The sequence below is a fragment of the Luteimonas sp. Soil_C_5 genome (assembly GCF_057656615.1).
In genome coordinates this window covers 223876-246013 of record NZ_JBDGKA010000005.1, presented here as the reverse complement: position 1 = coordinate 246013, position 22138 = coordinate 223876, and the positions used below count along the sequence as shown (strand labels likewise).

The 22138-nt window shown below is 70.1% G+C and carries 21 protein-coding genes; 8 read left to right on the top strand and 13 right to left on the bottom strand.

Going from position 1 to position 22138, the window contains the following annotated elements:
• Positions 1 to 67 precede the first annotated feature (67 nt).
• The 4 genes from AC3A5K_RS15460 to AC3A5K_RS15445 all read left to right on the top strand — a co-directional run bounded on the left by AC3A5K_RS15460 (position 68) and on the right by AC3A5K_RS15445 (position 6134).
• Positions 68 to 2437 (top strand): Tex family protein, encoded by a 2370-nt coding sequence (locus AC3A5K_RS15460; protein WP_487618439.1) that lies wholly within the window; start codon positions 68 to 70, stop codon positions 2435 to 2437.
• A 131-nt stretch (positions 2438 to 2568) separates the two neighbouring features.
• Positions 2569 to 3594, top strand: coding sequence for an Lnb N-terminal periplasmic domain-containing protein (locus AC3A5K_RS15455; protein WP_487618438.1), 1026 nt, complete (start codon positions 2569 to 2571; stop codon positions 3592 to 3594).
• Positions 3591 to 5567, top strand: a complete 1977-nt coding sequence (locus AC3A5K_RS15450) for an esterase/lipase family protein (RefSeq protein WP_487618437.1) — start codon at positions 3591 to 3593, stop codon at positions 5565 to 5567. The genes AC3A5K_RS15455 and AC3A5K_RS15450 overlap by 4 nt, the downstream gene beginning before the upstream one ends.
• A 105-nt stretch (positions 5568 to 5672) precedes the next feature.
• Positions 5673 to 6134 (top strand): bacteriohemerythrin, encoded by a 462-nt coding sequence (locus AC3A5K_RS15445; protein ID WP_487618436.1) that lies wholly within the window; start codon positions 5673 to 5675, stop codon positions 6132 to 6134.
• Between the two features lie 6 nt (positions 6135 to 6140).
• Here AC3A5K_RS15445 and AC3A5K_RS15440 read toward each other — a convergent pair whose 3' ends face one another.
• Positions 6141 to 7016, bottom strand: a complete 876-nt coding sequence (locus tag AC3A5K_RS15440; RefSeq protein WP_487618435.1) for a LytTR family DNA-binding domain-containing protein — start codon at positions 7014 to 7016, stop codon at positions 6141 to 6143.
• Between the two features lie 154 nt (positions 7017 to 7170).
• Here AC3A5K_RS15440 and AC3A5K_RS15435 point away from each other — a divergent pair, with 154 nt between their 5' ends.
• Positions 7171 to 8397, top strand: coding sequence for an acyltransferase family protein (locus AC3A5K_RS15435; protein ID WP_487618434.1), 1227 nt, complete (start codon positions 7171 to 7173; stop codon positions 8395 to 8397).
• A 29-nt stretch (positions 8398 to 8426) separates the two neighbouring features.
• Here the strand turns inward: AC3A5K_RS15435 and AC3A5K_RS15430 are convergent, their stop codons facing one another.
• The 4 genes from AC3A5K_RS15430 to AC3A5K_RS15415 form a co-directional block, all read right to left on the bottom strand.
• Positions 8427 to 8792, bottom strand: coding sequence for a hypothetical protein (locus AC3A5K_RS15430; protein WP_487618433.1), 366 nt, complete (start codon positions 8790 to 8792; stop codon positions 8427 to 8429).
• 109 nt (positions 8793 to 8901) lie between these two features.
• Positions 8902 to 9861, bottom strand: a complete 960-nt coding sequence (locus AC3A5K_RS15425; RefSeq protein WP_487618432.1) for a cation diffusion facilitator family transporter — start codon at positions 9859 to 9861, stop codon at positions 8902 to 8904.
• Between the two features lie 54 nt (positions 9862 to 9915).
• The gene (gene mnmG, locus AC3A5K_RS15420; RefSeq protein ID WP_487618431.1) at positions 9916 to 11805 is read right to left on the bottom strand and encodes a tRNA uridine-5-carboxymethylaminomethyl(34) synthesis enzyme MnmG; all 1890 of its coding nucleotides are present in this window, start codon (positions 11803 to 11805) and stop codon (positions 9916 to 9918) included.
• 371 nt (positions 11806 to 12176) lie between these two features.
• Positions 12177 to 12944, bottom strand: coding sequence for a hypothetical protein (locus tag AC3A5K_RS15415; protein ID WP_487618430.1), 768 nt, complete (start codon positions 12942 to 12944; stop codon positions 12177 to 12179).
• A gap of 148 nt (positions 12945 to 13092) precedes the next feature.
• Here AC3A5K_RS15415 and AC3A5K_RS15410 point away from each other — a divergent pair, with 148 nt between their 5' ends.
• The 3 genes from AC3A5K_RS15410 to AC3A5K_RS15400 are packed head-to-tail and all read left to right on the top strand — an operon-like array spanning position 13093 to position 15135.
• Positions 13093 to 14076 carry a pyridoxal-phosphate dependent enzyme gene (locus tag AC3A5K_RS15410; protein ID WP_487618429.1) on the top strand — a complete coding sequence of 328 codons (984 nt, stop codon included), beginning with the start codon at positions 13093 to 13095 and terminating at the stop codon, positions 14074 to 14076.
• Positions 14077 to 14095: 19 nt separating this feature from the next.
• Positions 14096 to 14722, top strand: coding sequence for a YdcF family protein (locus tag AC3A5K_RS15405; RefSeq protein ID WP_487618428.1), 627 nt, complete (start codon positions 14096 to 14098; stop codon positions 14720 to 14722).
• On the top strand, positions 14719 to 15135 hold the full coding sequence (locus AC3A5K_RS15400; protein WP_487618427.1) for a ketosteroid isomerase-related protein: 417 nt from the start codon (positions 14719 to 14721) through the stop codon (positions 15133 to 15135). Before AC3A5K_RS15405 ends, AC3A5K_RS15400 begins: the two co-directional genes overlap by 4 nt.
• A 25-nt stretch (positions 15136 to 15160) precedes the next feature.
• On the opposite strand, the gene AC3A5K_RS15395 is transcribed toward AC3A5K_RS15400, so the two are convergent.
• From AC3A5K_RS15395 to bioB, 8 genes are all read right to left on the bottom strand, one after another.
• Positions 15161 to 15772, bottom strand: a complete 612-nt coding sequence (locus tag AC3A5K_RS15395; protein ID WP_487618426.1) for a hypothetical protein — start codon at positions 15770 to 15772, stop codon at positions 15161 to 15163.
• Between the two features lie 74 nt (positions 15773 to 15846).
• A complete protein-coding gene (locus AC3A5K_RS15390; protein ID WP_487618425.1) occupies positions 15847 to 16530 on the bottom strand; it encodes a YitT family protein in 684 nt (227 codons plus the stop codon).
• Positions 16531 to 16727: 197 nt separating this feature from the next.
• Positions 16728 to 17636, bottom strand: coding sequence for a malonyl-ACP O-methyltransferase BioC (bioC, locus tag AC3A5K_RS15385; RefSeq protein ID WP_487618424.1), 909 nt, complete (start codon positions 17634 to 17636; stop codon positions 16728 to 16730).
• A gap of 24 nt (positions 17637 to 17660) precedes the next feature.
• Positions 17661 to 18449 (bottom strand): pimeloyl-ACP methyl ester esterase BioH, encoded by a 789-nt coding sequence (gene bioH / locus AC3A5K_RS15380; protein ID WP_487618459.1) that lies wholly within the window; start codon positions 18447 to 18449, stop codon positions 17661 to 17663.
• A gap of 32 nt (positions 18450 to 18481) precedes the next feature.
• Positions 18482 to 19486: a multidrug resistance efflux transporter family protein gene (locus AC3A5K_RS15375; protein ID WP_487618423.1), complete on the bottom strand. Its 1005-nt coding sequence runs from the start codon at positions 19484 to 19486 to the stop codon at positions 18482 to 18484.
• Positions 19483 to 20712 carry an 8-amino-7-oxononanoate synthase gene (bioF, locus tag AC3A5K_RS15370; RefSeq protein WP_487618422.1) on the bottom strand — a complete coding sequence of 410 codons (1230 nt, stop codon included), beginning with the start codon at positions 20710 to 20712 and terminating at the stop codon, positions 19483 to 19485. Before bioF ends, AC3A5K_RS15375 begins: the two co-directional genes overlap by 4 nt.
• Positions 20702 to 21064: a hypothetical protein gene (locus tag AC3A5K_RS15365; RefSeq protein ID WP_487618421.1), complete on the bottom strand. Its 363-nt coding sequence runs from the start codon at positions 21062 to 21064 to the stop codon at positions 20702 to 20704. The genes bioF and AC3A5K_RS15365 overlap by 11 nt, the downstream gene beginning before the upstream one ends.
• Positions 21061 to 22137, bottom strand: coding sequence for a biotin synthase BioB (gene bioB / locus AC3A5K_RS15360; protein WP_487618420.1), 1077 nt, complete (start codon positions 22135 to 22137; stop codon positions 21061 to 21063). Before bioB ends, AC3A5K_RS15365 begins: the two co-directional genes overlap by 4 nt.
• Position 22138 lies beyond the last annotated feature (1 nt).

Genomic DNA, 22138 nt, shown 5'->3' with positions numbered 1-22138 from the left:
TTCCGCTGGCCGGAAGCGCCGGCCACAATCCGCGCGCGGCATCCACGCCGCGAGACGACTGGACACGATGCACACCGACGCCGCCCCGGCCCACACTGCCCTCGCACGGCGGATCGCCGACACCATCGCCGCCGAGATCGGCGCCCAGCCCGCGCAGGCGATCGCCGCGATCGCGCTGCTCGACGAAGGCGCGACCGTGCCGTTCATCGCGCGCTACCGCAAGGAAGTCACCGGCGGGCTCGACGACACCCAGCTGCGTGATCTGGAAGTGCGCCTGTCCTACTTGCGCGAACTCGAAGACCGCCGCGCGTCGATCCTGTCCAGCATCGACGAGCAGGGCAAGCTGACGCCCGAACTGCGCGCCGACATCGAAGCCGCCGACAGCAAGGCGCGCCTCGAAGACCTGTATCTCCCCTACAAGCAGAAGCGCCGCACACGCGCGCAGATCGCCCGCGAGGCCGGTCTGGAACCGCTGGCCGATGGCCTGCTGGCTGACCCCACGCAGGTGCCCGAGACTTTCGCTGCCGGATTCGTCGATGCCGAGAAGGGCGTCGCCGATGCCAAGGCCGCGCTGGAAGGTGCCCGCGCGATCCTGATGGAGCGCTGGGGCGAGGACGCGACGCTGCTCGGCGAGCTGCGCGACTGGCTGGACGCCAACGGCGTGATCCGCGCGAAGCTCGTCGACGGCAAGGAACACGCCGGCGAGAAGTTCCGCGATTACTTCGACCACGCCGAAGCGCTGGCGAAGATTCCCTCGCACCGCCTGCTCGCCCTGCTGCGCGGGCGCCGCGAGGAATTCCTGACCCTGGATCTCGAGCCGGGCACCGATCCCGAGCAGGGCAACGCCTACGCCGAGGGCCGCATCGCGCGTCATGCCGGCATCGCCGCGCAGTCGCACGCCGCCGATACCTGGCTGCTCAACGCCTGCCGCCTCGCTTGGCGCGCGAAGATCCATCTGCATCTGATGATCGATCTGTTCGGCAAGGCGCGCGAGAAGGCCGAAGCCGAAGCGATCAACGTCTTCGGCGACAACCTGAAAGATCTGCTGCTCGCGGCGCCCGCGGGCCCGAAGGCCGTGCTCGGTCTCGATCCCGGCATCCGCACCGGCTGCAAGATCGCGGTCGTCGATGCGACCGGCAAGCTGGTCGCGACCGACACGATCTATCCGCATGAACCGCGCAAGCAGTGGGACCAGTCGGTGCACACGCTGCGCAAGCTGTGCGCCGAACACGGCGTGCAGCTGATCGCGATCGGCAACGGCACTGCGTCGCGCGAGACCGATCGCCTGGCCGCCGATGTCATGAAGGTCGCGCCGGAGCTCAAGCTGCAGAAGATCGTCGTCAGCGAAGCCGGCGCGTCGGTGTATTCGGCGTCGGAAACGGCGGCGAAGGAATTCCCGAACCTCGACGTGTCGATCCGCGGCGCGGTGTCGATCGCGCGGCGTCTGCAGGATCCGCTGGCCGAGCTGGTCAAGATCGAACCCAAGGCGATCGGCGTCGGCCAGTACCAGCACGACGTCGACCAGTACCGGCTGGCGCGGGCGCTGGACGCACGCGTCGAGGACTGCGTCAACGCGGTCGGCGTGCACGTCAACACCGCCTCCAGCGCGCTGCTCGCGCGTGTCGCCGGTCTGTCGAGCGGCGTGGCCGAGAACATCGTCGTGCACCGCGACACCAACGGCCCGTTCAAGCGCCGCAAGGACCTGCTGAAGGTGCCGCGCCTCGGCGAAAAGACCTTCGAGCAGTGCGCGGGCTTCCTGCGCATCGCCGATGGTGACGAGCCGCTGGATGCGTCGTCGGTGCACCCGGAGGCCTATCCGGTAATCGCGCGCATCGTCGGCGCCAGCGGCCGCGACGTGAAGCAGATCATCGGCGACGGCGCCTTCGTGCGCGGGCTCAAGCCCGAGCAGTTCACCGACGAACAGTTCGGCGTGCCGACGGTGCGCGACATCCTGAAAGAACTTGAAAAGCCGGGTCGCGACCCGCGTCCGGAGTTCAAGGCCGCGCAGTTCGCCGATGGCGTCGAGGACATCAAGGACCTGCAGGTCGGCATGATTCTCGAAGGCGTGGTCAGCAACGTCGCCGCGTTCGGCGCCTTCGTCGACATCGGCGTGCACCAGGACGGCCTCGTGCACATCTCCGCGCTGTCGGACACCTTCGTCAAGGATCCGCGCGACGTGGTCAAGGCCGGCGACATCGTCAAGGTCAAGGTGCTGGAGGTCGATGTGCTGCGCAAGCGCATCGCGCTGACGCGCCGGCTCGACGATGTGCCGGGCGAGAAGCCGGCGCGCGAATCACGCGACGACCGCGGCGCATCGCGCGTACCCGGTGGCCCGCGTGGCGGTCGGCCGGGCGGTGGTGGCGGCAAGCCCGCAACCTCGGCTGCGCCGGCGAACAACGCGCTGGCCGACGCCTTCGCCCGCGCGCGCAAGTCCTGACGCCGGACCACGGCGCCCCGCTTCCGGCGGATCGCCGTCCTGCGTGACAATGCGGGCATGACCCCGACCCGCCTGCACGTGCCCCGCTGCTTCCGCCATCGTCGCTCGTGGCGCGCGGGACCCGTGCACTGATGGCGCCGCGCAGATCGCCCGTGCGGCGCCTGCTGCGGGGGCTTCTGGTCCTGGCCGTGGTGCTGACCACGCTGTGGGGCGCGGGTGCGCTGTGGTTCCAGGCGCCGCTGCGCTGGCTGTGGCTGCCGGCATGGTCGTTGCTCGGCATCGCGACGTTGATGGCGCTCGGCGGACATCTCGCGCCGCGTGCTGCGCGCGTGGTGTCGATCGCCGCCGCAGTTGCCGCGCTGGCGCTGCTGGGCTGGTGGCAGACCGTACAGCCGCTGCAGGACCGCGACTGGGCCGACGATGTCGCGCGCCTGCTGGACGCCCAAGTCGACGGCAGCCGCGTCACCCTGCGCAACGTGCGCGACTTCGGCTGGACCCGCGACGGTGAGCCCGCGCCCCGCTGGGAGACGCGCAACTACGACCTCGACCGTCTGGTCTCGGCCGATCTGGTGCTGTCCTACTGGATGGGTCCGGCGATCGCGCACACCCTGGTGTCGTTCGGGTTCGACGACGGCAGCCGCGTGGTGTTCTCGCTGGAGATCCGCAGGGAGCGCCACGAATCGTTCTCGGCGATCGGCGGTTTCTTCAAGCAGTTCGAGGCGGTGCTGATCGCCGCCGACGAGCGCGACATCGTGCGCGTGCGCAGCAACGTGCGCGACGAGGACGTGTATCTCTATCGCCTGGCGATTCCGCCGGAACAGTTGCGCACCTTGTTCCTGGCCTATGTCGACGAGGCCGGCACGCTGCAGCAGGCGCCGCGCTTCTACAACACGGTGACCAGCAACTGCACGACGATCGTCTTCGACGTCGCCCGCCACATCGCACCGGGCCTGCCGATCGACATCCGCCTGCTGCTGTCGGGTTACTTCGCCCGGTACGCGCATGCGCACGACGGCCTGGCCGGCCAGGGCACGTTCGGGCAGCTGGAAGCGGCGGGCCGCATCACCGACCGTGCGCGCGCCGCCGACCGCGACCCCGACTTTTCCCGCGTCATCCGCCGTGGCGTGCCCGGTATTCCGGAGACCGAGACCCGATGACCGATCACGCCGCACCGCGATGGATCCGCAGCGCCGTCACCCTCCTGCTGGCGGTTGCGCTGGCCGGATGCTCGCTGGCGATGGTCGACGTGAAGTCGATCCCGCCGGGCGAGTACATCGCGATCAAGCGCGGCGACATCCTCACCACCGGCGAGCTCAGCGCCGCGACGCGCGAGATGCTGCGCGTGGCCGGCATCGACGATCGCAGCTGCAGGCGTCCGCAGGTCGACTGCCTGCAACTGCTGGCCGACGTGCACGACGTCAACGACGAACGCCGCATGGCCGCACTGACCGAGCTGTGGATGCAGCGGGCGCTGTCGCTGGCACCCAGGCGCGACGCGCCGCCATCGGATGCGCAGCTCGATGCCTGGTTCGAAGTGGCGCGCCACGCCTACGCCTATCTCTTCTTCAGCGCGCGCACGCCCGGCGAGCGCGCCTTCGAAGACCGGCAGACGCAGGTCCGGGACTACTACAACTTCGCCACGCAGGAAGCGGCGACCACGCTGTTCGCACGCTATGCCGGCGCGCCCGGCGCCGAAGGCGAGGCGCTGCAGCAGGCCGGCTGGACGATCCGCACGACACTCGACGGCGTGCGTCTGCCCGATGGCGTGGACCTGCCCGAAGAACTGATTCCGGCGTCGTCGCTGCAGTTCGCCGGCCTGCGCAGCGTGTACCGGCGCGACGGTTTCGGCGCCGAACTCGTCGCGGTGATGCAGCCCGATCCGGTGACGACCATCGTCGTGCCCGATAGCGATGCCGATGCCGGAGACGCGGCGGACGCACCGCATCGCCGCCAGCGCCCGCAGCGACGCGACTACAGCGAGATGCCCTCGCCCGCGTTGACCGTGCTGTTGCGCTTTCCCGCGGACGATCTCGCGCAGCTGATGGCGACGCGCGAGGTCGCGTTGAGCGTGCACGATCCCTACGTCGACAGCGTCGCGCAGATGCACGGCCAGCAGGTGCCGCTGGCGGCGAACTTCACCGCCGGCTACGGCCTGTGGCTCGCGCGTTCCGGCTTCGCCACGCAGTCACTGCGCACGCTGTTCGGCCGCGACCACGGTATCGACCGGCCGCATCTGTACATGATGCAGCCCTACGATCCCGACCGCCGGATCCTGCTGATGCTGCACGGGCTGGCCAGCAGCCCCGAAGCCTGGGTCAACGTCGCCAACGAGGTGCTGGGCGACGAGACGCTGCGGCAGAACTTCCAGATCTGGCAGATCTACTACCCGACCAACATGCCGATCGCGCTCAACCATGCCCAGATCCGGCGCACGGTCGACGACGCGCTGACGCATTTCGATCCCGACCGCCGCGCGCGCGCCTCGCAGGACATGGTCGTCGTCGGGCACAGCATGGGCGGCGTGATCGCACGGCTGATGGTGTCGTCGTCGGGCGATGCGCTGTGGGATGCGGTGATGGCGAATCGCGAGATCGCACCGGGCGATCTGCGCCGGGTGCAGCGTCGACTGTCGTCGTTCCTGCGCTTCGAACCGATGCCGCAGATCGAGCGCGCGGTGTTCATCGCCGCGCCGCATCGCGGCACCGACATCGCCGGCACGCGCGCAGGACCCTGGATCTCGCGCCTCGTGCGTTTCCCGCTGACGTTCCTGGAGAACTTCGACGACGTGCTGCAGGCACTGGCCGGCAGCGAGAAGGCGCCGGACGGCAGCACGGGACGCATCCCCAACAGCATCGACAACCTCAGCGCCAGCGATCCCTTCGTGCGCGCCGCCGCGGATTTGCCGCGCGCGCCCGGCGTCACGCTGCACACCATCATCGCCCAGCGTGATCCCGCGGTGCCGCTCGCGCAGTCGAACGACGGCCTGGTGCCCTATGCCAGCGCGCATCTCGACGATGCGGTATCGGAGAAGGTCATCATCTCCGGCCACAGCGTGCAGGAGACCGCGCCCGCGATCCTCGAACTGCGCCGCATCCTGCACGAGGACGTCGACGCGCATCCGTTGCCCTAGCGCGGACTGCGCACGGCGCGCGTTCCGCGTCATTGCGCCCGATCAACGCGGGCGCCGACCGGCCGCCGCAGACTCGCCTCGACACAGGGCGAGGAGACGACGGCGATGACGGAACTGGTGTGGCAGGAAGCGCTCGACACGGGCATCGATGTGATCGACGGCCAGCATCGGCGCATCGTCGACATGATCAACCAGCTCGAACGCGCGCGGCACGCGCCGGCGCGCGAGACGCTCACCGGCGTGCTCGACGAACTGGTCGACTACACGCTGTCGCACTTCGCGTTCGAGGAAGCGCTGATCGAGGAAGCCGGCTATCCCTTCAGCGCCGCGCATCGCCGCGTGCACGAGCTGTTCGCCCGGCGCGTGCAGGATTACCGGCTGCGCGTCCAGGCCGGCGAGGACGTCGCCGGCGAGTTGCACGCGATGCTGGCGCGCTGGCTGTTCAACCACATCCGCTGCGACGACAAGGCCTATTCCGACACCGTCAAACAGCATCTCAACGGCTTCGCCCGCCAGTACGAACACGGCGGCTGGCTGCGCCGCAACGTGGTGCGTTTCTTCCGCTGACCGTCTCTAGCGCGCCATCGCCAGACGCAGCGGCTCGCGATGACGCCGGCTGCAGGGCACGATGGTGCCGTCGTGCAGATGGATACGCGCATCGCCACTGTCGAGCGGTTCGATCGAGGCGATCCGGTCGACGTTGACCAGATGGCTGCGGTGCACGCGCAGGAACCGCGCAGCATCCAGGCGGGATTCGAGTTCGGCGAGCGTGCTGCGCAGCGGATAGACCTTGCCGCGCACGTGCAGGTTGGCGTAGTTGCCCGCGGCCTGCACCCATTCGATGTCGTCGGCAGCGATCAGGAATTCGCGTCCGAGCTTGCGGACCAGGAATCGTGAAGGCCGCTCGACCGGTTCCACCGGCACGCTGTCGTCATCGGGCGCCGCCAGCAGCGAGGCCTCGCCCTGCAGGCGACGCACCAGCAGGCGATAACCGTGCAACACCACGACGATGCCGAGAAAGGTGCGTGCATCCTTCAGGTATTCGTAGACGAAGGCATCGCCGAAGACATAGCTGCTGCCGTGCCAGGCGTAGACCAGCTTGCGGATGGCGACCATCAGCGCGACGTGCAGCATCGACCAGACCACGCTCGCCAACGCGTACAGCGGCAGCCGCCGTCGCCAGTTGTCCAGATGCACCGGCCAGCGCGCGGTGAACCACACCATTGCCGGCACCAGCATCAGCAGCGCGACGGCACTGCTGCCTTCCCAGCTCGCCACCTCCCACGCGGTGTAGTCCAGCCCGAGGCGCTCGACGTCCATCCAGGTGGTCATGCTGTTGCCCAGCCCGGACAGCAGGTAGGTGATGAACCAGTAGCCGACCTCGACCGGTCGGCGGATGGCGAGATAGCGCTCGGCGCCGGTGGGCGGCGCGTGGGGACGTGCGGACATGCCCGCATTCTAGGCAGCCGCCGCGCATCGGCCCGTCCCATTCGTCCCTGCCGGCCCACGGTTCGTCCCCGAAGACGCGCCATGAAGCCCCTGACCGGATTGCGCTGCGATGCGACCCGGCACCGTGTCGGCCTCTTCCGCATCGCAGCCCGCCATGGACCGACGCCACGACATCGACACGCTGCGCGTGATCGCCCTCGCCCTGCTGATCCTCTATCACGTGGGCATGGTCTACGTGGTCGACTGGGACTTCCACATCAAGAGCCCGACATTGCTCGGCTGGGTCGAGTGGCCGATGGTGCTGGTCAACCGCTGGCGGATGTCGCTGCTGTTCCTGCTGTCGGGCATCGCGCTGGGACTGGTGCTGGCGCGGACGTCACCGGCGCGGCTGATCGGCACTCGCAGCTGGCGGCTGTTGTTGCCGCTGGCGTTCGGCATCGTGGCCATCGTGCCGGTACAGGCCTGGTGCGAGGCGCGGATGCTCGGGACCTACGATGCCGGCTTCGGCACCTTCCTGCTGCGTTACCTGCAGCTGCGGCCCTGGCCGGCCGGCACGTTCACCGGCGCCGAGTACGGCTTCACCTGGAACCATCTCTGGTATCTGCCGTATCTATGGGTCTACACGATGCTCGCGCTGCTCGCCTTGCCGGTGTTGCGCGCGATCGGCGGCGCGCGTGTCGCGGAATGGCTGACCACGCGGGGCCGCTGGCTGCTGTGGACGGTGCCGCCGCTGTGGTACCTGTTCGCGCTGTGGGTGCTCGATCCGCGGTTTCCATCCACGCACGCGCTGGGCGGCGACTGGTTCAATCACGCGCGCTACGTCGTGGTCTTCGTATTCGGCCTGCTCATCGCGCGCAGCGATGTGGTCTGGTCCGCGCTGCGCGTCCGGCGCGTCCGGCTCTTGTGGCTCGCTTCGGGTTCAGGTGCGCTGTATCTGGCACTGCGGGCGATGGGCGCCTGGCTTCCCGACGCAGCCTATCTCGACCTGATGCCGCTCGACGCCTGGCGTGGCGTGATGCGGGTCATCCAGACCGTCTACTGGTGGACCGCACTCCTCGCCTTGCTGGCCTGGAGCGCAGGACTGTTGAACCGGCCGTGGCCGGGCCTGCGCTACGCCAGCGAAGCCGTGTATCCCTGGTACATCCTGCACCAGAGCCTGATCGTGCTTGCCGCGTACTGGCTGATTCCGCTGCGCCTCGGCGCGTTGTGGGAACCGCTGCTGGTGCTCGCGATCACCGTGGCCGGCTGCGTGTCGATCCACGAACTGCTGATCCGCCGCATCGCCTGGCTGCGACCTCTGTTCGGACTGCCGATGCGTGCGCGGTCACCGCATGCACGCGTCGCGGCGGGCGCCCGGTCGCCCGCATTGCGAGGCGCATGAAGACCGGCGCGCGTGAGCGCCAAGTTGCTTCAGCGAGTCGCTGCGCCGCGCATGCGCCGGCGGATCCAACCGGCAATGCCGGAGACGAGCGCCGCCGGAATCGCCAGCACGGCCGCGTACAGCACGCCGGCCAGCAGCAGCGGCCCCGCGCCCGACACCGCGACGACGACAGGCACCTGGGCGAACAACAAGATGACGCCCCAAATCCAGGCACGCACCGGCATCGCGAATCCGAGCACAGCGGAGAGCAGCAACGCGCCCGGATACGCCAAGGTCCAGTACGCGCCGGCATCCCAGGGCTCGCCGCCGCCCAGCATCCCGGACACCGCTGCCCAGTACACGAGGCCGACAACGGCCGACATCAACGCGCCGAAAAGAACGGGTCTGCTCGTCATTCCTGTCGTCCTGCATGGTCGAGTGCACACCAGACCACAACGGCGCGGAACGCCGGATGATCGGGACGACGCACTGCGCGGCGCCGATGGACATGCGCTCCCGGCCGCGTCAGTCCGCCCATTCGGCGTCGGTCGTGAACACGATCGTCAACCAGCGGTCCGGCGTGTCGTGCCCGATGTGGGCGCTGATCTCGTCGCGCAGACGGTCCCAGTCCTCCAGCGCACGCGGCGGCGCGCCGGCAGGCACGATGAAGGCGAGTTCGATCTGCCGACCACGCCCCACTCTGGCGACATAGGCGCGGTGATCGACGAATCCGTACTGCGCGACGATCGCGCGCGCCACGTCATCGACCTGGGCCTTCAGATCGACAGGCGTGATCAGCAGGATGTCGGCCAGCGCGCGCCGGATGGTGCCGACGGGAATCGGGATGATCACCAGACAGACCAGCGCCAGCACCGTGGGGTCGATGTAGGGCGAGATCCAGGCCAGTTCCGTGCCCTGGACCGCGACGCCCACGACGAACGCGACCAGCAGCGATGCCGTGATCGCGCCCGACATCAACCAGCCTTTCGCATCGAGCGCGACGAAATCGGATTTCAGTCTGCGATTGGTGCGCAGGCCCCACATGCCCATTGCCAGACAGATGCTCAATGTCAGCACCGCGTAGACGATCGCCTGATCGAAATTCAACGCGCGGCCGCCCGACAGCAACACGCCGATCGCGGTAATGAACGCGTAGACCGCAGCGCCGGTCAGCAGCAGGCCGTTGACGCCGAGCACCATCGGCTCGAGGTGCCAGAACCCCATCGTGAAGCGCTGGACCAAGCGCCGGCCGCCTGCGCCCGCGGCAGTCGACGCCGCAATCAGATTGGCGACCAACAGCGCGACCGACGTCATCACGCCATCGACGAGCGAGTACACGCCGTCGAACACGATCGAGAACGAGCCCGACAGCAGGCCGAACCCGATGCCCAGCGCCGACACCACGACGGTGGCCGCAATGGACAACCGCAGTGCACCCGCCTCGGTGTCGAAACGGAATCTGGAGGGCCTGGAAGCGCTGGACATGACACACCTTGAAACGGAACGTCGACGAGGACGCGGAACGTGTCGGAACGGGGCTCAGGCCGCCTGCGTGCGCCGGGCGCGTTCCAGATGCACCAGCAGCAGCGAAATCGCAGCCGGCGTCATGCCGGGAATGCGCTGCGCCTGACCGACGGTGAGCGGTCGCACCTGCGCGAGTTTCTGCGCGAGTTCGGCCGACAGGCCGCGCACCTGCGCATAGTCGAACGTCTCGGCGATCGCGGTGGTTTCCTGGCGCTGCTGGCGTTCGATCTCGACGCGCTGACGATCGAGATAGCCCGAGTACTTGGCTTCGATCTCGACCTGCTCGGCAACGTCGGGCGCTTCGACGCCGGGACCGATCGCCTCGACGCGCATCAGATCGGCATAGCCGAGTTCGGGACGGCGCAGCAGGTCGATGCCGTTGCTCTCGCGGCGCAGTTCGATGCCCAGCGTCGCGATCGCATCGCGACCGATCGCGTTCTGCGGCGACGCCCACAGACCTCGCAGGCGTGCGGTCTCGCGTTCGACGGCTTCGCGTTTGGCGTCAAAGCGCGCCCAGCGCGCATCGTCGACGAGGCCGAGCGTGCGGCCGGCTTCGGTCAGGCGCAGGTCCGCGTTGTCCTCGCGCAGCTGCAGCCGGTATTCGGCGCGGCTGGTGAACATGCGGTACGGCTCTTTCGTGCCGTGGGTGATCAGATCGTCGACCAGCACACCGATGTAGGCCTGGTCGCGGCGCGGACTCCAGGCATCGAGACCGCGCACCTGGCGCGCGGCGTTGACGCCGGCGAGCAGTCCCTGCGCGGCGGCTTCCTCGTAGCCGGTGGTGCCGTTGATCTGGCCGGCGAAATACAGGCCTGCAACGGCGCGCGTTTCCAGCGTCGCCTTGAGGCCGCGCGGGTCGAAGAAGTCGTACTCGATCGCGTAACCGGCGCGGGTGATGTGCGCGTGCTCGAAGCCGACGATGCTGCGCACGACCTCCAGCTGCACGTCGAACGGCAGCGAGGTCGAGATGCCGTTGGGATAGATCTCGGCGGCGTCGAGGCCTTCGGGCTCGACGAAGATCTGGTGGCTGTCCTTGTCGGCGAAGCGCACGACCTTGTCTTCGATCGACGGGCAGTAGCGCGGGCCGATGCCCTCGATCTGGCCCGAATACATCGGCGAGCGGTGCAGCGCGCCGCGGATGATCTCGTGCGTACGCTCGGTGGTGCGGGTGATCCAGCACGGCACCTGACGCGGATGGTCGTCGTGCGTGCCCATGAAGGAGAACACTGGGCGCGGATCGTCGCCGGGCTGGATGGTCATCGCGGTGTAGTTGAGCGTGCGCCCGTCGATGCGCGGCGGTGTGCCGGTCTTCAGACGGTCGACGACGAACGGACGCTCGCGCAGGCGCGCGGCGAGCGTCACTGCGGGCGGATCGCCCGCGCGGCCGCCAGCCGACTGCGCTTCGCCGATGTGGATGCGCCCGGCGAGAAACGTGCCCGCGGTCAGCACGACGGCGGGCGCGTCGAAGCGCAGACCGGTCTGGGTGATCGCACCGCGCACGGCGTCGCCTTCGATGACCAGGTCATCGACCGCCGACTGGAAGATCGTCAGGTTCGGCTGCGCTTCGACAGCGCGGCGCACGAACGCGCGATAGAGGTTGCGGTCGGCCTGGCAACGCGTCGCGCGCACCGCCGGGCCTTTCGATGCATTGAGCCGGCGCCACTGGATGCCCGCCGCATCCGCGGCGCGCGCCATCACACCGCCCAGGGCGTCGATCTCGCGCACCAGATGGCCTTTGCCGATGCCGCCGATCGCCGGGTTGCAGCTCATCACGCCGATGGTTTCGACGTTGTGGGTGAGCAGCAGGGTGCGGGCGCCGGCGCGCGCGGACGCAAGCGCGGCTTCGGTGCCGGCATGGCCGCCGCCGACGACGATGACGTCGTAGCTGTGGAAGTCGTTGGACATGGGGCGATTATCGCGCGGAATGCCGGTCGGCCGACCGACGCGCCAAGGTTGGCATGGTTTCTGCGTGCTTTCCGAGTGCACCCGGGACGGCGAGCGTCTGAAAGGGGGGCGCGGCTGGAGATTGGAACAGGGCCAGCCAAGCACAACCCGGGGAAGCGCGGGGCCGGATGTCGGGGGACATCCGGCCCCTTTTTTTTGGCTCTTCTCCGGCCTTCGAGGCTGGAAAGAAGAGCCGACACCCGGCGGAGGCGGAACAGGGGGGATCCGGTGTTCCCCCGCCGGGCATCGACAGGCAGTGACCTTTTGGTCGGAAAGCGACGCAACGGGTCAGGCAGCCGCAGCTTGGCTCGACCCGGGCGGCAGTGCAAGCGCTATTCGGGCTGGGCTTCGCGACGTGTGACCGATTGCCGCATTTCGCGGCGCGGTCCCTGACGACCTTCGCTGCGCGGCGCGGGGCGCGATACCGGCGCCGATTGCGGCGGACGCGACGTCCCTTCGGACCGACCGGGACGCTGCCCACCGGGCCGGCCCTGGCCTGGACGCTGCGTGCCTTCCGGTCGCGACGGACGACCACCCCAGCCGCCGCCGGGACGGCCCGGACGATCGGCATCGGGCGGGCGCTGCGGGCGATCCGGACGGCCACTGCCGGGATCATTCCAGTTGCCGCCCGGGCGACCGGGGCGATCGGCATCCGGCGGACGCTGCGGCCGGTCCGGCCGTCCGCTGCCGGGACGATCGCCCCATGAACCACCCGGTCGGCCGGGACGGGTGCCATCAGGCCGTCCGGGGCGTCCGTGGTTCCAGCCGGGGCGGTCCGGACGATCCGGGCGGTTGTGCCCATACGGGGGACGGTGACCGGGGCGGCCCGGGTAGACCGGCTGCACGATCACGGTCGGCGGGCGGTAATAGCCACCGGGATAGCGGTTCCAGATGCCATAGCCGTAGGGCCGGCCGTAACCGGCGCCGCCGTACCAGCCGGAATGCCGCCCGTAGCCGACGCTGCCGTAGGGCGCGCCATAGCTGCGATAGACGGTGCTGGGCGCACCGTAGTAATAATCGCCGCTGCCGCCGCGATAGCTGTGGGTCGCACAGCCTGCCAGTGTCACGCAGGCAAACAGAATCAAGGCCTTGCGGATCATCGCGGAGCACCCCTGTGGATCGGTCACCCAGCTTCGGGCCGGAGGTTTGAATCCGCCCTTAAGCAGGCGGCCTTCGGCTGAACGCCGGCCACGCGTCCACGCACGCAGGAGTCGTGAAGTCCGACCGGCCCTCCGTTACGCTTGCCGGATGTCTGCCGCCCCATCTCCTGTCGACGTGCGCGTCGACGATGTGCTCGCTGCCAGCGCGCGCATCGCCCCGCATATCCATGTCACGCCGGTCCTGCGCAGCCGGTCGATCGATGCGATGGCGGGCTGTTCGCTGCATCTGAAGGCCGAACACCTGCAGCGCGCGGGCGCGTTCAAGTTCCGCGGCGCCTGCAACGCGGTCTGGTCGCTGGACGCGCGCGCGGCCAGCCGTGGTGTCGTGACCCATTCGTCGGGCAACCACGGCGCGGCGCTGGCCCTGGCGGCGCTGTCGCGCGGGATCGTCTGCCACGTCGTCGTGCCCGAGGGCGCGGTAGCGACCAAGCTGGCGGCGATCGCAGCCTATGGCGCGGTGCTGCACCGCTGCGCGCCGACCCTGGCTGCGCGCGAGCAGACCTGCGAACAGGTGCGACAGGCGACCGGCGCGACGCTGGTCCACCCCTATACCGATCCACGGGTGATCGCCGGCCAGGGCACGGCGGTGCTCGAACTGCTGCAGGCGGCCGGGCCGCTGGACGACATCGTGGTGCCGGTCGGCGGCGGTGGACTGGCCGCGGGCACGGCGCTGGCGCTGCAGGCCACGGCGCCTGCAACCCGGCTGGTACTGGCCGAGCCGGCGGGCGCCGACGACACCCGGCGTTCGCTGCAGGCGGGCCATCGCGTCGATGATCTGGTGCCCGAGACCGTGTGCGACGGGCTGCGTGGTCTGCTCGGCCTGCCCAATTTCGACATCCTGTCGCAGCATCGCAGCGGCGGGCAGGCGGTCGAGGTCATCACCGTCGACGACGCAGCCACGGTCGCCGCGCAACGGCTGGTCGCGGTCCGCGCCAAGCAGCTGGTGGAACCGTCGTCGGCCATCGCGCTGGCCGCGGTACTCGCATCGCCGGCGCGTTTCGCCGGCCGCCGCGTGGGCATCGTGCTGAGCGGCGGCAACGTCGATCCCGACCGCCTGCCCTGGTGCACCTGAGCCGACCGGTGCGCATGCGATGACCCGACGACGCCGTCCGCTGCTGCGATTCTTCGGCCTGTGCCTACGCCTGCTGCTGGTCGCCGTGCTGTGGCTGGTCGGCGTGGCCGCGTGGATCGTCCACGTGGGCAACCGCGACGACGCGGGACCGGCCGATGCGATCGTCGTGCTCGGCGCGGCAGCCTATGACGCGGTGCCATCGCCGGTGTTCGAGGCGCGTATCGAACACGGCCTGGATCTCTATCGCGCCGGTCATGCCCCGACCCTGATCTTCACCGGCGGCTACGGCGGCGCCAAGGCGCGGTTCTCCGAATCCCAGGTCGCCCGGCGTTACGCGCTGCGGCACGATGTGCCCGATGCGGCAATCCTGATCGAGTCGCGCTCGCGTACGACGCTGGAGAACCTGGTCGAGACGCGTCGCCTGATGCAGGAACACGCGCTGCACCGGGTGATCATCGTCAGCGATCCGCTGCACATGGCGCGTGCGCTGCGCGCGGCGCGCCGGCTGGGCATCGACGCGGTCGGCTCGCCGACGCCCTCGACCCGCTTCCGCACCTTCCGCACGCAGCGCGAATTCCTGCTGCGCGAGGTCTACTTCTTCCACCGCGACCTGCTGGACGCGGCCCACGGAGCACTGAGCCGATGAGCGGATCCCCGCAGTCCGACACCACCCGCCTGGTCGAGGCCTACTACGCCGCCTTCAATGCCGGCGACCGCGCGGCGATGCTTGCCCTGCTGACCGACGACATCGCACACGATCTCAACCAGGGCGCGCGCGAGACCGGGAGCGCTGCGTTCGCCGGCTTCATGCAGCGCATGGATGCGTCCTACCGCGAACGGCTGGCGGACATCGTGGTGATGGCCAGCGCCGACGGCCGGCGCGCAGCCGCGGAGTACGTCGTCCACGGCGAATATCTGGCCGACGATGCCGGCCTGCCGCCTGCCAACGGCCAGCGCTACGTGTTGCCGGGCGGCGCGTTCTTCGAGATCGCGGACGGGCGCATCGCGCGCGTGAGCAACTACTACAACCTCGAGGACTGGCTCGCGCAGGTGCGCTGAGCGCAGCCGTGCAACAGCACGATGGTCAGCCTGCCGGTTGCCCGTCGGCCACCAGGGTCAGGCCTTCGTTGAGCAGCCAGCGCGTCGCCAGCACACGCTGCGGCTGGGGCTGGTCCTTGAGCACATCGACCATCTGCCGGAACGCGCGGCAGCGCGCCTGGCGGCTGGCATCGTCGGTGGCGGTTGAGGTCATGCCCAGCATGAAACCGTCGTGCAGCAGGGTCGCGGTGACCGCGGCCGAGCGCAGCACCTGCTGGGCGACGGCGGGATCGTAGGGCTGCGGCGTGCCCTGCAGACCGCTCATGGCCACGTTGGTGAACGCGTTGGCGAACCGGTTGCGGCTGTCGGGGCCGAGGCGATCGACGGTGCGCTGGAACGCCGCCAGGTCGCGCGACGCATCGGGCTCGAACAGGGCGCACAGCGCGCGCGCCTCGTCGGGCTGGCGCGAGGCCTGCAACACCGCCTGGAACAGTTCGTCGACGGCCGGCGCCGAGGCGCGGCGCAGGACATCACCGCCGGTCGCCATGACCGCGGCCGGGTCGATCCGGGACAGATCGATCTCGTACTGCTGCGCGGCGGCAAGCCCCGGCAGGGCCAGCGATACGCACAGCAACGGAACGGAAACCAGTCGACGCATCGTCGTGTCCTGCGGCCGGGAATCGGCGCCTCGGCCGCAGTCTAGGGTGCAGGCGCTGAACGCATTCGGCCGGCTCAGACGCCCATGTAGCGGCCGGGCCGATGGTTGAACAGCAGCACCAGATTGAGCACCAGCACGCCCAGCGCCGAGTACAGCACCTTCGACGGCGCGACGATGGCCAGCGCGGCCAGCATCAGCACGGCGTCGAATCCCATCTGCAGCGTGCCGGCGCTCCAGCCGCGGCTCTGCTGCAGGTAGACGACCACGATGCCCACGCCGCCAAGGCTGGCGCGGTGGCGGATGAAGGACAGGATGCCCATGCCGACCAGTGCCCCGCCGAACACCGCCGAGAACAGCGGCGAGTCCGACGAGACCGAGGCCCAGCGCGGAATCAGGTCGGCGACCGTGCCGGTCACGCCCACGGCGAGGAAGGTCTTGAGGGTGAACTCCCAGCCCATCCGGCGCACGGCGATCCAGTAGAACGGGAGGTTGATCAGCACGAACAGCAGGCCGAAGTTCCAGCCGCTGGCGTAGTGCACCAGCAGCGACACGCCGGCGATGCCGCCGACCAGCAGGCCGCCGCTGGCCAGGATCGCCATGCCGAGCGCGCTGACCAGGCTGGCGAGGATCAGCCCCTGGACATCCTCGACCCGGGTATGGCGCAGCGGTTGTGCCTTGGGCGCGGCCACGGACACCGCGGCGGAGGCGGCGCGTGCGTCGGGGACGCCGGCATCGGGTTCGGCAGGAGATGGGGACATGGACACGGCGGACATACGTTTTGCTGCAGCGCAGCATACAGGTCCGCGGCGGCACGCCGGCTGACCGGCCCCGCCCGCCTACGTGTTCGCCAGCAGAATCCGACGACGTCGATGCATAAGCGGACAGGACAATCTGCCGGGGGATTCCAATCCTGCGCAGTCGCCGCCCGCGCCTGCAGGCGCCGCCGCGGTGCGGCTCAGCCGGTCGTGCGCCGACGCACCGGGATCGCGCTGGCCGGGAAGCGGGCCAGTTCCTGCTCGCCTTCGCGGATCGGAGCCCCGTGCGGCGGCGACCATGCCATCGCGGTGATCCATTCCCAGCTGGCGGGTAGGCCGGCATCGGTGCGGAACTGTTCGTAATGCGCCGCGGCCGCGGCGAAACGCGCGCGACCGGTCATCGCACGGCGACGCGTCGCCAGCGCATTGGTGGCGCCGATCGCACGCAGCTCGCGCATCAACGTCGCCATGTCCGGGTGGTGGTGCACCGCGACCTCGCGGTCGAGCACCGGATTGCGGAAGCCCGCATGCATCAGTGCGTCGCCGAAGGCGCCGATCGACGCGAACGGACTGACGTGCGGCGCATCGTCGGCGGCGCCGAAGGACTCGCGCAATTCGATGAGGCTCTGCGGACCGAAGGTGGAGCACAGCAGCAGGCCATCGGGCTTGAGCACGCGACGGAAGCCGGCGAACGCCGCCGGCAGGTCTTCCACCCACTGCAGACACAGGTTGGAGAACAGCACGTCGACGCTGTTGTCGGCGAACGGCAGGTCGCGCAGGTCGGCGCAGACGCGGTCGAGCGGCCGCTGCAGCCCCAGCTTGCCCAGCAGGCCCGAACCGGTGCGCACGGGCGCCTGCTGCAGCATCGGCAGGGCCAGGTCCACGGCGACGATGCGCGCCTTCGGCCAGCGCGTGCGCATGGCCAGCGCGGCGTGCGCGGGTCCGCTGCCGACGTCGAGCACGACCTCCGGCACGCGGTCGTCCAGGTAATCGAGCGATTCGAGCAGATGCGCCTCGATGTCGCGCTGCAGCGCGGCGGCGCCGGCGTAGGTGGCCGAGGCGCGCGAGAACGCGCGGCGGACGTGGGCGGAATCGAAGAGACGGGTCATCGGCAGGCAGGATCGGAACGGGGGTCAGACGCCGGCGGTGGCAGTGGCCGCATGGGGTCGGTCGAGGAAGGCCAGCAGCCGCTCGGCGACCGCGTCGGCATGGGTGAGGAACGGCGCGTGTCCGGCATGGTCGAGCGTGGCGGCCGTCGCCTGCGGCGCCAGCGCGGCGGCGGCGTGCATCGCGCGCGGATCGACCAGACGGTCGCGGCGGCCCGCCAGCCACAGGCTTGGCACGCCGAGCGTCGGCAGCCGCTTGCGCAGGTCGACGCTTTCCAGCAATCCGAGGCCATCGGCCAGCACGCGCGTCGCCGGCTCGCCGCGTGCGAAGACCTCGGCGCGCAGCGTGCGCAGTTCGCCGCGCGCATCGTCGGAGCCGAACGCTTCCAGCGCGATGAACCGGTCCAGCGTGCCGCGGTAGTCGCTGCGCAGGCCGGTCGCGAAATCGCGGAACACCTGCGGCGCCATGCCGTGGTTCCAGTCGCGCCCGTGCACGAAACGCGGGCTGGCGCAGACCATCGTCAGCGACGTGGCGACCTCCGGCCGGGTGGCCGCGGCATGCAGCGCGAACAGGCCACCGAGCGACCAGCCCAGCCACGGCGCCGGCGGCAGCGCGCGCGCCAGCGCATCGACCACCGGATCGAGCGCCAGCGGCAGCGTGCTGTCACGGCTGTAACCGTGCCCCGGCAGGTCGACCAGATACAGCGTGCGCTGCGCGCGCAGGCGTTCGCGCAGCGGCGCGAAGATGCCGCCGTGCATCGCCCAGCCGTGCAGCAGCACCAGCGGCGGGCCTTCGCCGACGACGTCGATGTGCAGGCCGTCGGGAGTGTCGAGTGCGGTCATGGCGGTCAGCCTCCCTTGTCGCTGCGCAGCGCGCGTGTGCGGCGGGCGCTGCCGGCGGCCGGTCGGGCGACCAGCGCAGCGAACGCGACGATGCCGGCGGTCACCACCAGCGCGCCGATCAGGGCCCGGCCCTGGGGCCAGGCTTCGTGCAGGAACAGCGCACCGAGCAGCGCCGCGAACAGCAGCTCGGCCGCCTGCATGGCCTCGGCCGCGCCCAGCGCCACCGGGTTGTCGCGCACCATGCCGGTCGCCTGGAAGAACAGGATCGTCGCGATCACGCCCGCGCTCAGCGCCACGCCCGCGGCCAGCCACACCTGCGGCATCGACGGCGCGCCGGCCTCGTGCCAGGCGAACGCGGCGACCAGCAGCCACAGCGGCTGGCTCACGAGGGTCAGGCCGAATACGCGCTGGGTCGCGTTGAGGTCTTCGCCGGTGCGCTCCAGATGCAACAGCAGCAGGCGGTTGCCGAGCGGATACGCGACCGCCGCGGTCAGCACGCAGGCCAGGGCGATCCAGCCGGTGGCATCGAGCCCGGGGCCGCCGTGGCCGAACTGCATCAGCAGCACGCCTACCAAGATGGCCGCCGCCACGCCGAGCGCGGCCGGCGGCACGCGCCGGCGCACGTCGCGATACAGCAGCGGCGCGCACAACATGCCGGCGATCACGGTGAACTGGAAACTGCCCGCCACCAGCCACGCCGGCCCGCTCGACGCCGCGTAGGCCAGCATGCAATAGAACAGCAGGAAGCCGATCGCGCTGCAGCGCAGCCATGCACCGGGATGCGCGGCGATCGCGCGCAGCACCGGCGCCCCGCCGCCCTGCCACGGCATCAGCGGCAGCAGCAGCGGCAGGGTGATGAAGTAGCGCAGACACGCGGTCCACGCCCAGTGGCCGCCGCCGCTGGCGCTGGCGCGGTTGAGCACATAGGTCAGCGTGAAGAACAACGCGGACGCCAATGCGATCCCGACCGCGAGCAGGGCGCGGCGGGTGTCCGGCGCGGCGGTGCTCATGCCTGGGCCGTGACCGGCGACGAGGTGGCCGGCAATGCGTCGCGCGCCAGCGCCAGGGCATCGGCCAGCGCGTCGATGTCGGCATCGGCATGCGCCGCGCTCAGCGTGATCCGCAGCCGCGCCTGACCATCGGGCACAGTGGGCGGCCGGATCGCGGTGACCCAGAAGCCGGCGGCATCGAGCGCGGCCGACAGCGCGAGCGCGGTCGGGTTGTCGCCACAGCGCAGCGGCTGGATCGGCGTGTCGGACGGCATCAGGTCCAGCCCGTGGCCCAGCGCGCGCGTGCGGAAGCGCTGGACCAGCGCAGCCAGACGTTCGCGGCGCCAGTGTTCCTGCCGCGCGAGACGCACCGCAGCCAGCGACGCCGCGGCCTGGGCCGGCGGCAGCGCAGTGGTGTAGACGTAGGGCCGCGCGGTTTCGGCCAGATGCGCGATCAGGTCGGCGTCGCCGGCCAGCACCGCGCCATAGCCGCCGAGCGCCTTGCCCAGCGTGATCAGCTGCAGCGGCACGGCCTCGACGTCGAGTCGGGCCTCGGCCACGCTGCCGCGGCCATCGGGCCCGCGCACCCCGATGCCGTGCGCATCGTCGACGTACAGCAGCGCCTGCTGCACGCGCGCGACCACGGCCAGCTCGCGCAGCGGCGCGACATCGCCGTCCATGCTGAAGACGCCATCGGTGGCGAGCACCGCAGCGCTGCCCGGCAGCGTGCGCAACTGGCGCAGCGCCCCCGGTGCATCGGCATGCGGATAGCGACGCAGGCGGCAGCCGGCGAGGCGTGCGGCATCGATCAGACTGGCGTGGTTGAGCCGGTCCTGCACGCAGACGTCGTCATCGCCCAGCAGCGCCTGCAGTACCGCGAGATTGGCCGAGAACCCGCTGCCCAGCACCAGCGCCGCCGGCACCTGCAACCAGTCGGCGACTTCGCGCTCGAGCGCGGCGTGGCGGGCATGGTGGCCGCAGACCAGGTGCGAGCCGCCGCTGCCGACGCCATCTGTCGCCGCGGCGTCCTGCAGCGCACCCGAGACCGCGAAGTGCTGCGACAGGCCGAGATAATCGTTGCCGCAGAAATTCAGCAGCCAGTGGCTGTCGCCGCCCGCGTCGCGCACTTCGCAGCGCATGCCGTCGCGCCGGGTGACCGTGCGCCGGTGGCGTCGCGCGTTCTGCGCGTCGCGCGTGTCGCGCGTCTGGCGCGCCCGCGCGCGGAGATCGGGACGGTCAGGCGCCATGGCGCGCCCACACCGCGAGGCCGCCCATCGCGACCGCCGGCATCGCGATCAATCCGTTGACAGCAACGCCGATGCGGCCGGGCGTGCCCAGCTTCAGGCGCTGCGCGTCCTGCACGTCGGTCACGCTCTTGTGGGCCAGCAGCACGACGGCGGCGAACAGCGCGGCCGCGAGGCCCAGGCCGGCGCCGGTGTCGCGGAAAAACACGACGACCGCCCACACCAGCACGCCGGTCGCGGCCAGTCGCGCCAGCGCCAGGACTTTCGACTGGCCGTCGCGCACGGTCAGCGCGAACCCGCTCAGACCCACCAGTACCAGCAACGCCGCGTAGGCCCAGCCGGTCCAGGGCATCATGCCGCGCAGCTCCGCGGGTGCTGCGGCAGCTCGATGATGTCGGCATGCACGGTGCCGGGATGATCATGGCCTTCGGCATCGACATGCACCTGCATCGGCCGCAGACCGAGGCGTTCGAACAGCGCCATGTCGCGCTCGGTGTCCGGATTGCCGGTGGTCAGCAGCTGCTCACCGTAGAAGATCGAATTGGCGCCGGCCAGGAAGCACATCGCCTGCAGCTCGTCGCTCATGTCCTGACGGCCGGCCGACAGCCGCACCATCGAACGCGGCATCAGCAGCCGCGCGACCGCGATGGTGCGCACGAAGTCGAACGGATCGATCGCCTCGGTGCCGTGCAGCGGTGTGCCTTCGACTTGCACCAGGCGGTTGATCGGCACCGAATCGGGATGCACCGGCAGATTGGCCAGCGTGCGCAGCAGGCCAGCGCGCTGGCGCCCGGTCTCGCCCATGCCGACGATGCCGCCGCAGCAGGTCTTCAGGCCCGCGTCCCGCACGTGTTCCAGCGTATCGAAGCGGTCCTGGATCTCGCGCGTGTGGATGATCGCGTCGTAGAACTCGGGATCGGTGTCGATGTTGTGGTTGTAGTAGTCCAGGCCCGCGTCCTTGAGCGCGCGCGCCTGCGGGGCGCTGAGCATGCCCAGCGTCGCGCAGGTTTCCATGCCGAGCGCTTTCACTTCGCGGATCATCGCCGCGACCTTCGGGATGTCGCGGTCCTTCGGCGAGCGCCAGGCGGCGCCCATGCAGAAGCGCGAGGCGCCGGCGGCCTTGGCCTGACGGGCCTTCTCCAGCACGGCCTCGGTCTCCATCAGCTTCGTCGCCTCGACGCCGGTGTGGTAGCGCTGGGCCTGCGGGCAGTAGCTGCAGTCCTCGGGGCAGCCGCCGGTCTTCACCGACAGCAGCGTGCTGACCTGGACCTCGGTCGGGTCGAAATGCTGGCGATGGACCGTCGCCGCGCGGAACAGCAGCTCGGTCAACGGCAGCGCGAACAGCGCCTCGATCTCGGTGCGCGACCAGTCGTGGCGCAGGACGATGGGCTGGCCGGCGGATTCGCGGGCGTGGCTGACAGCGGACATG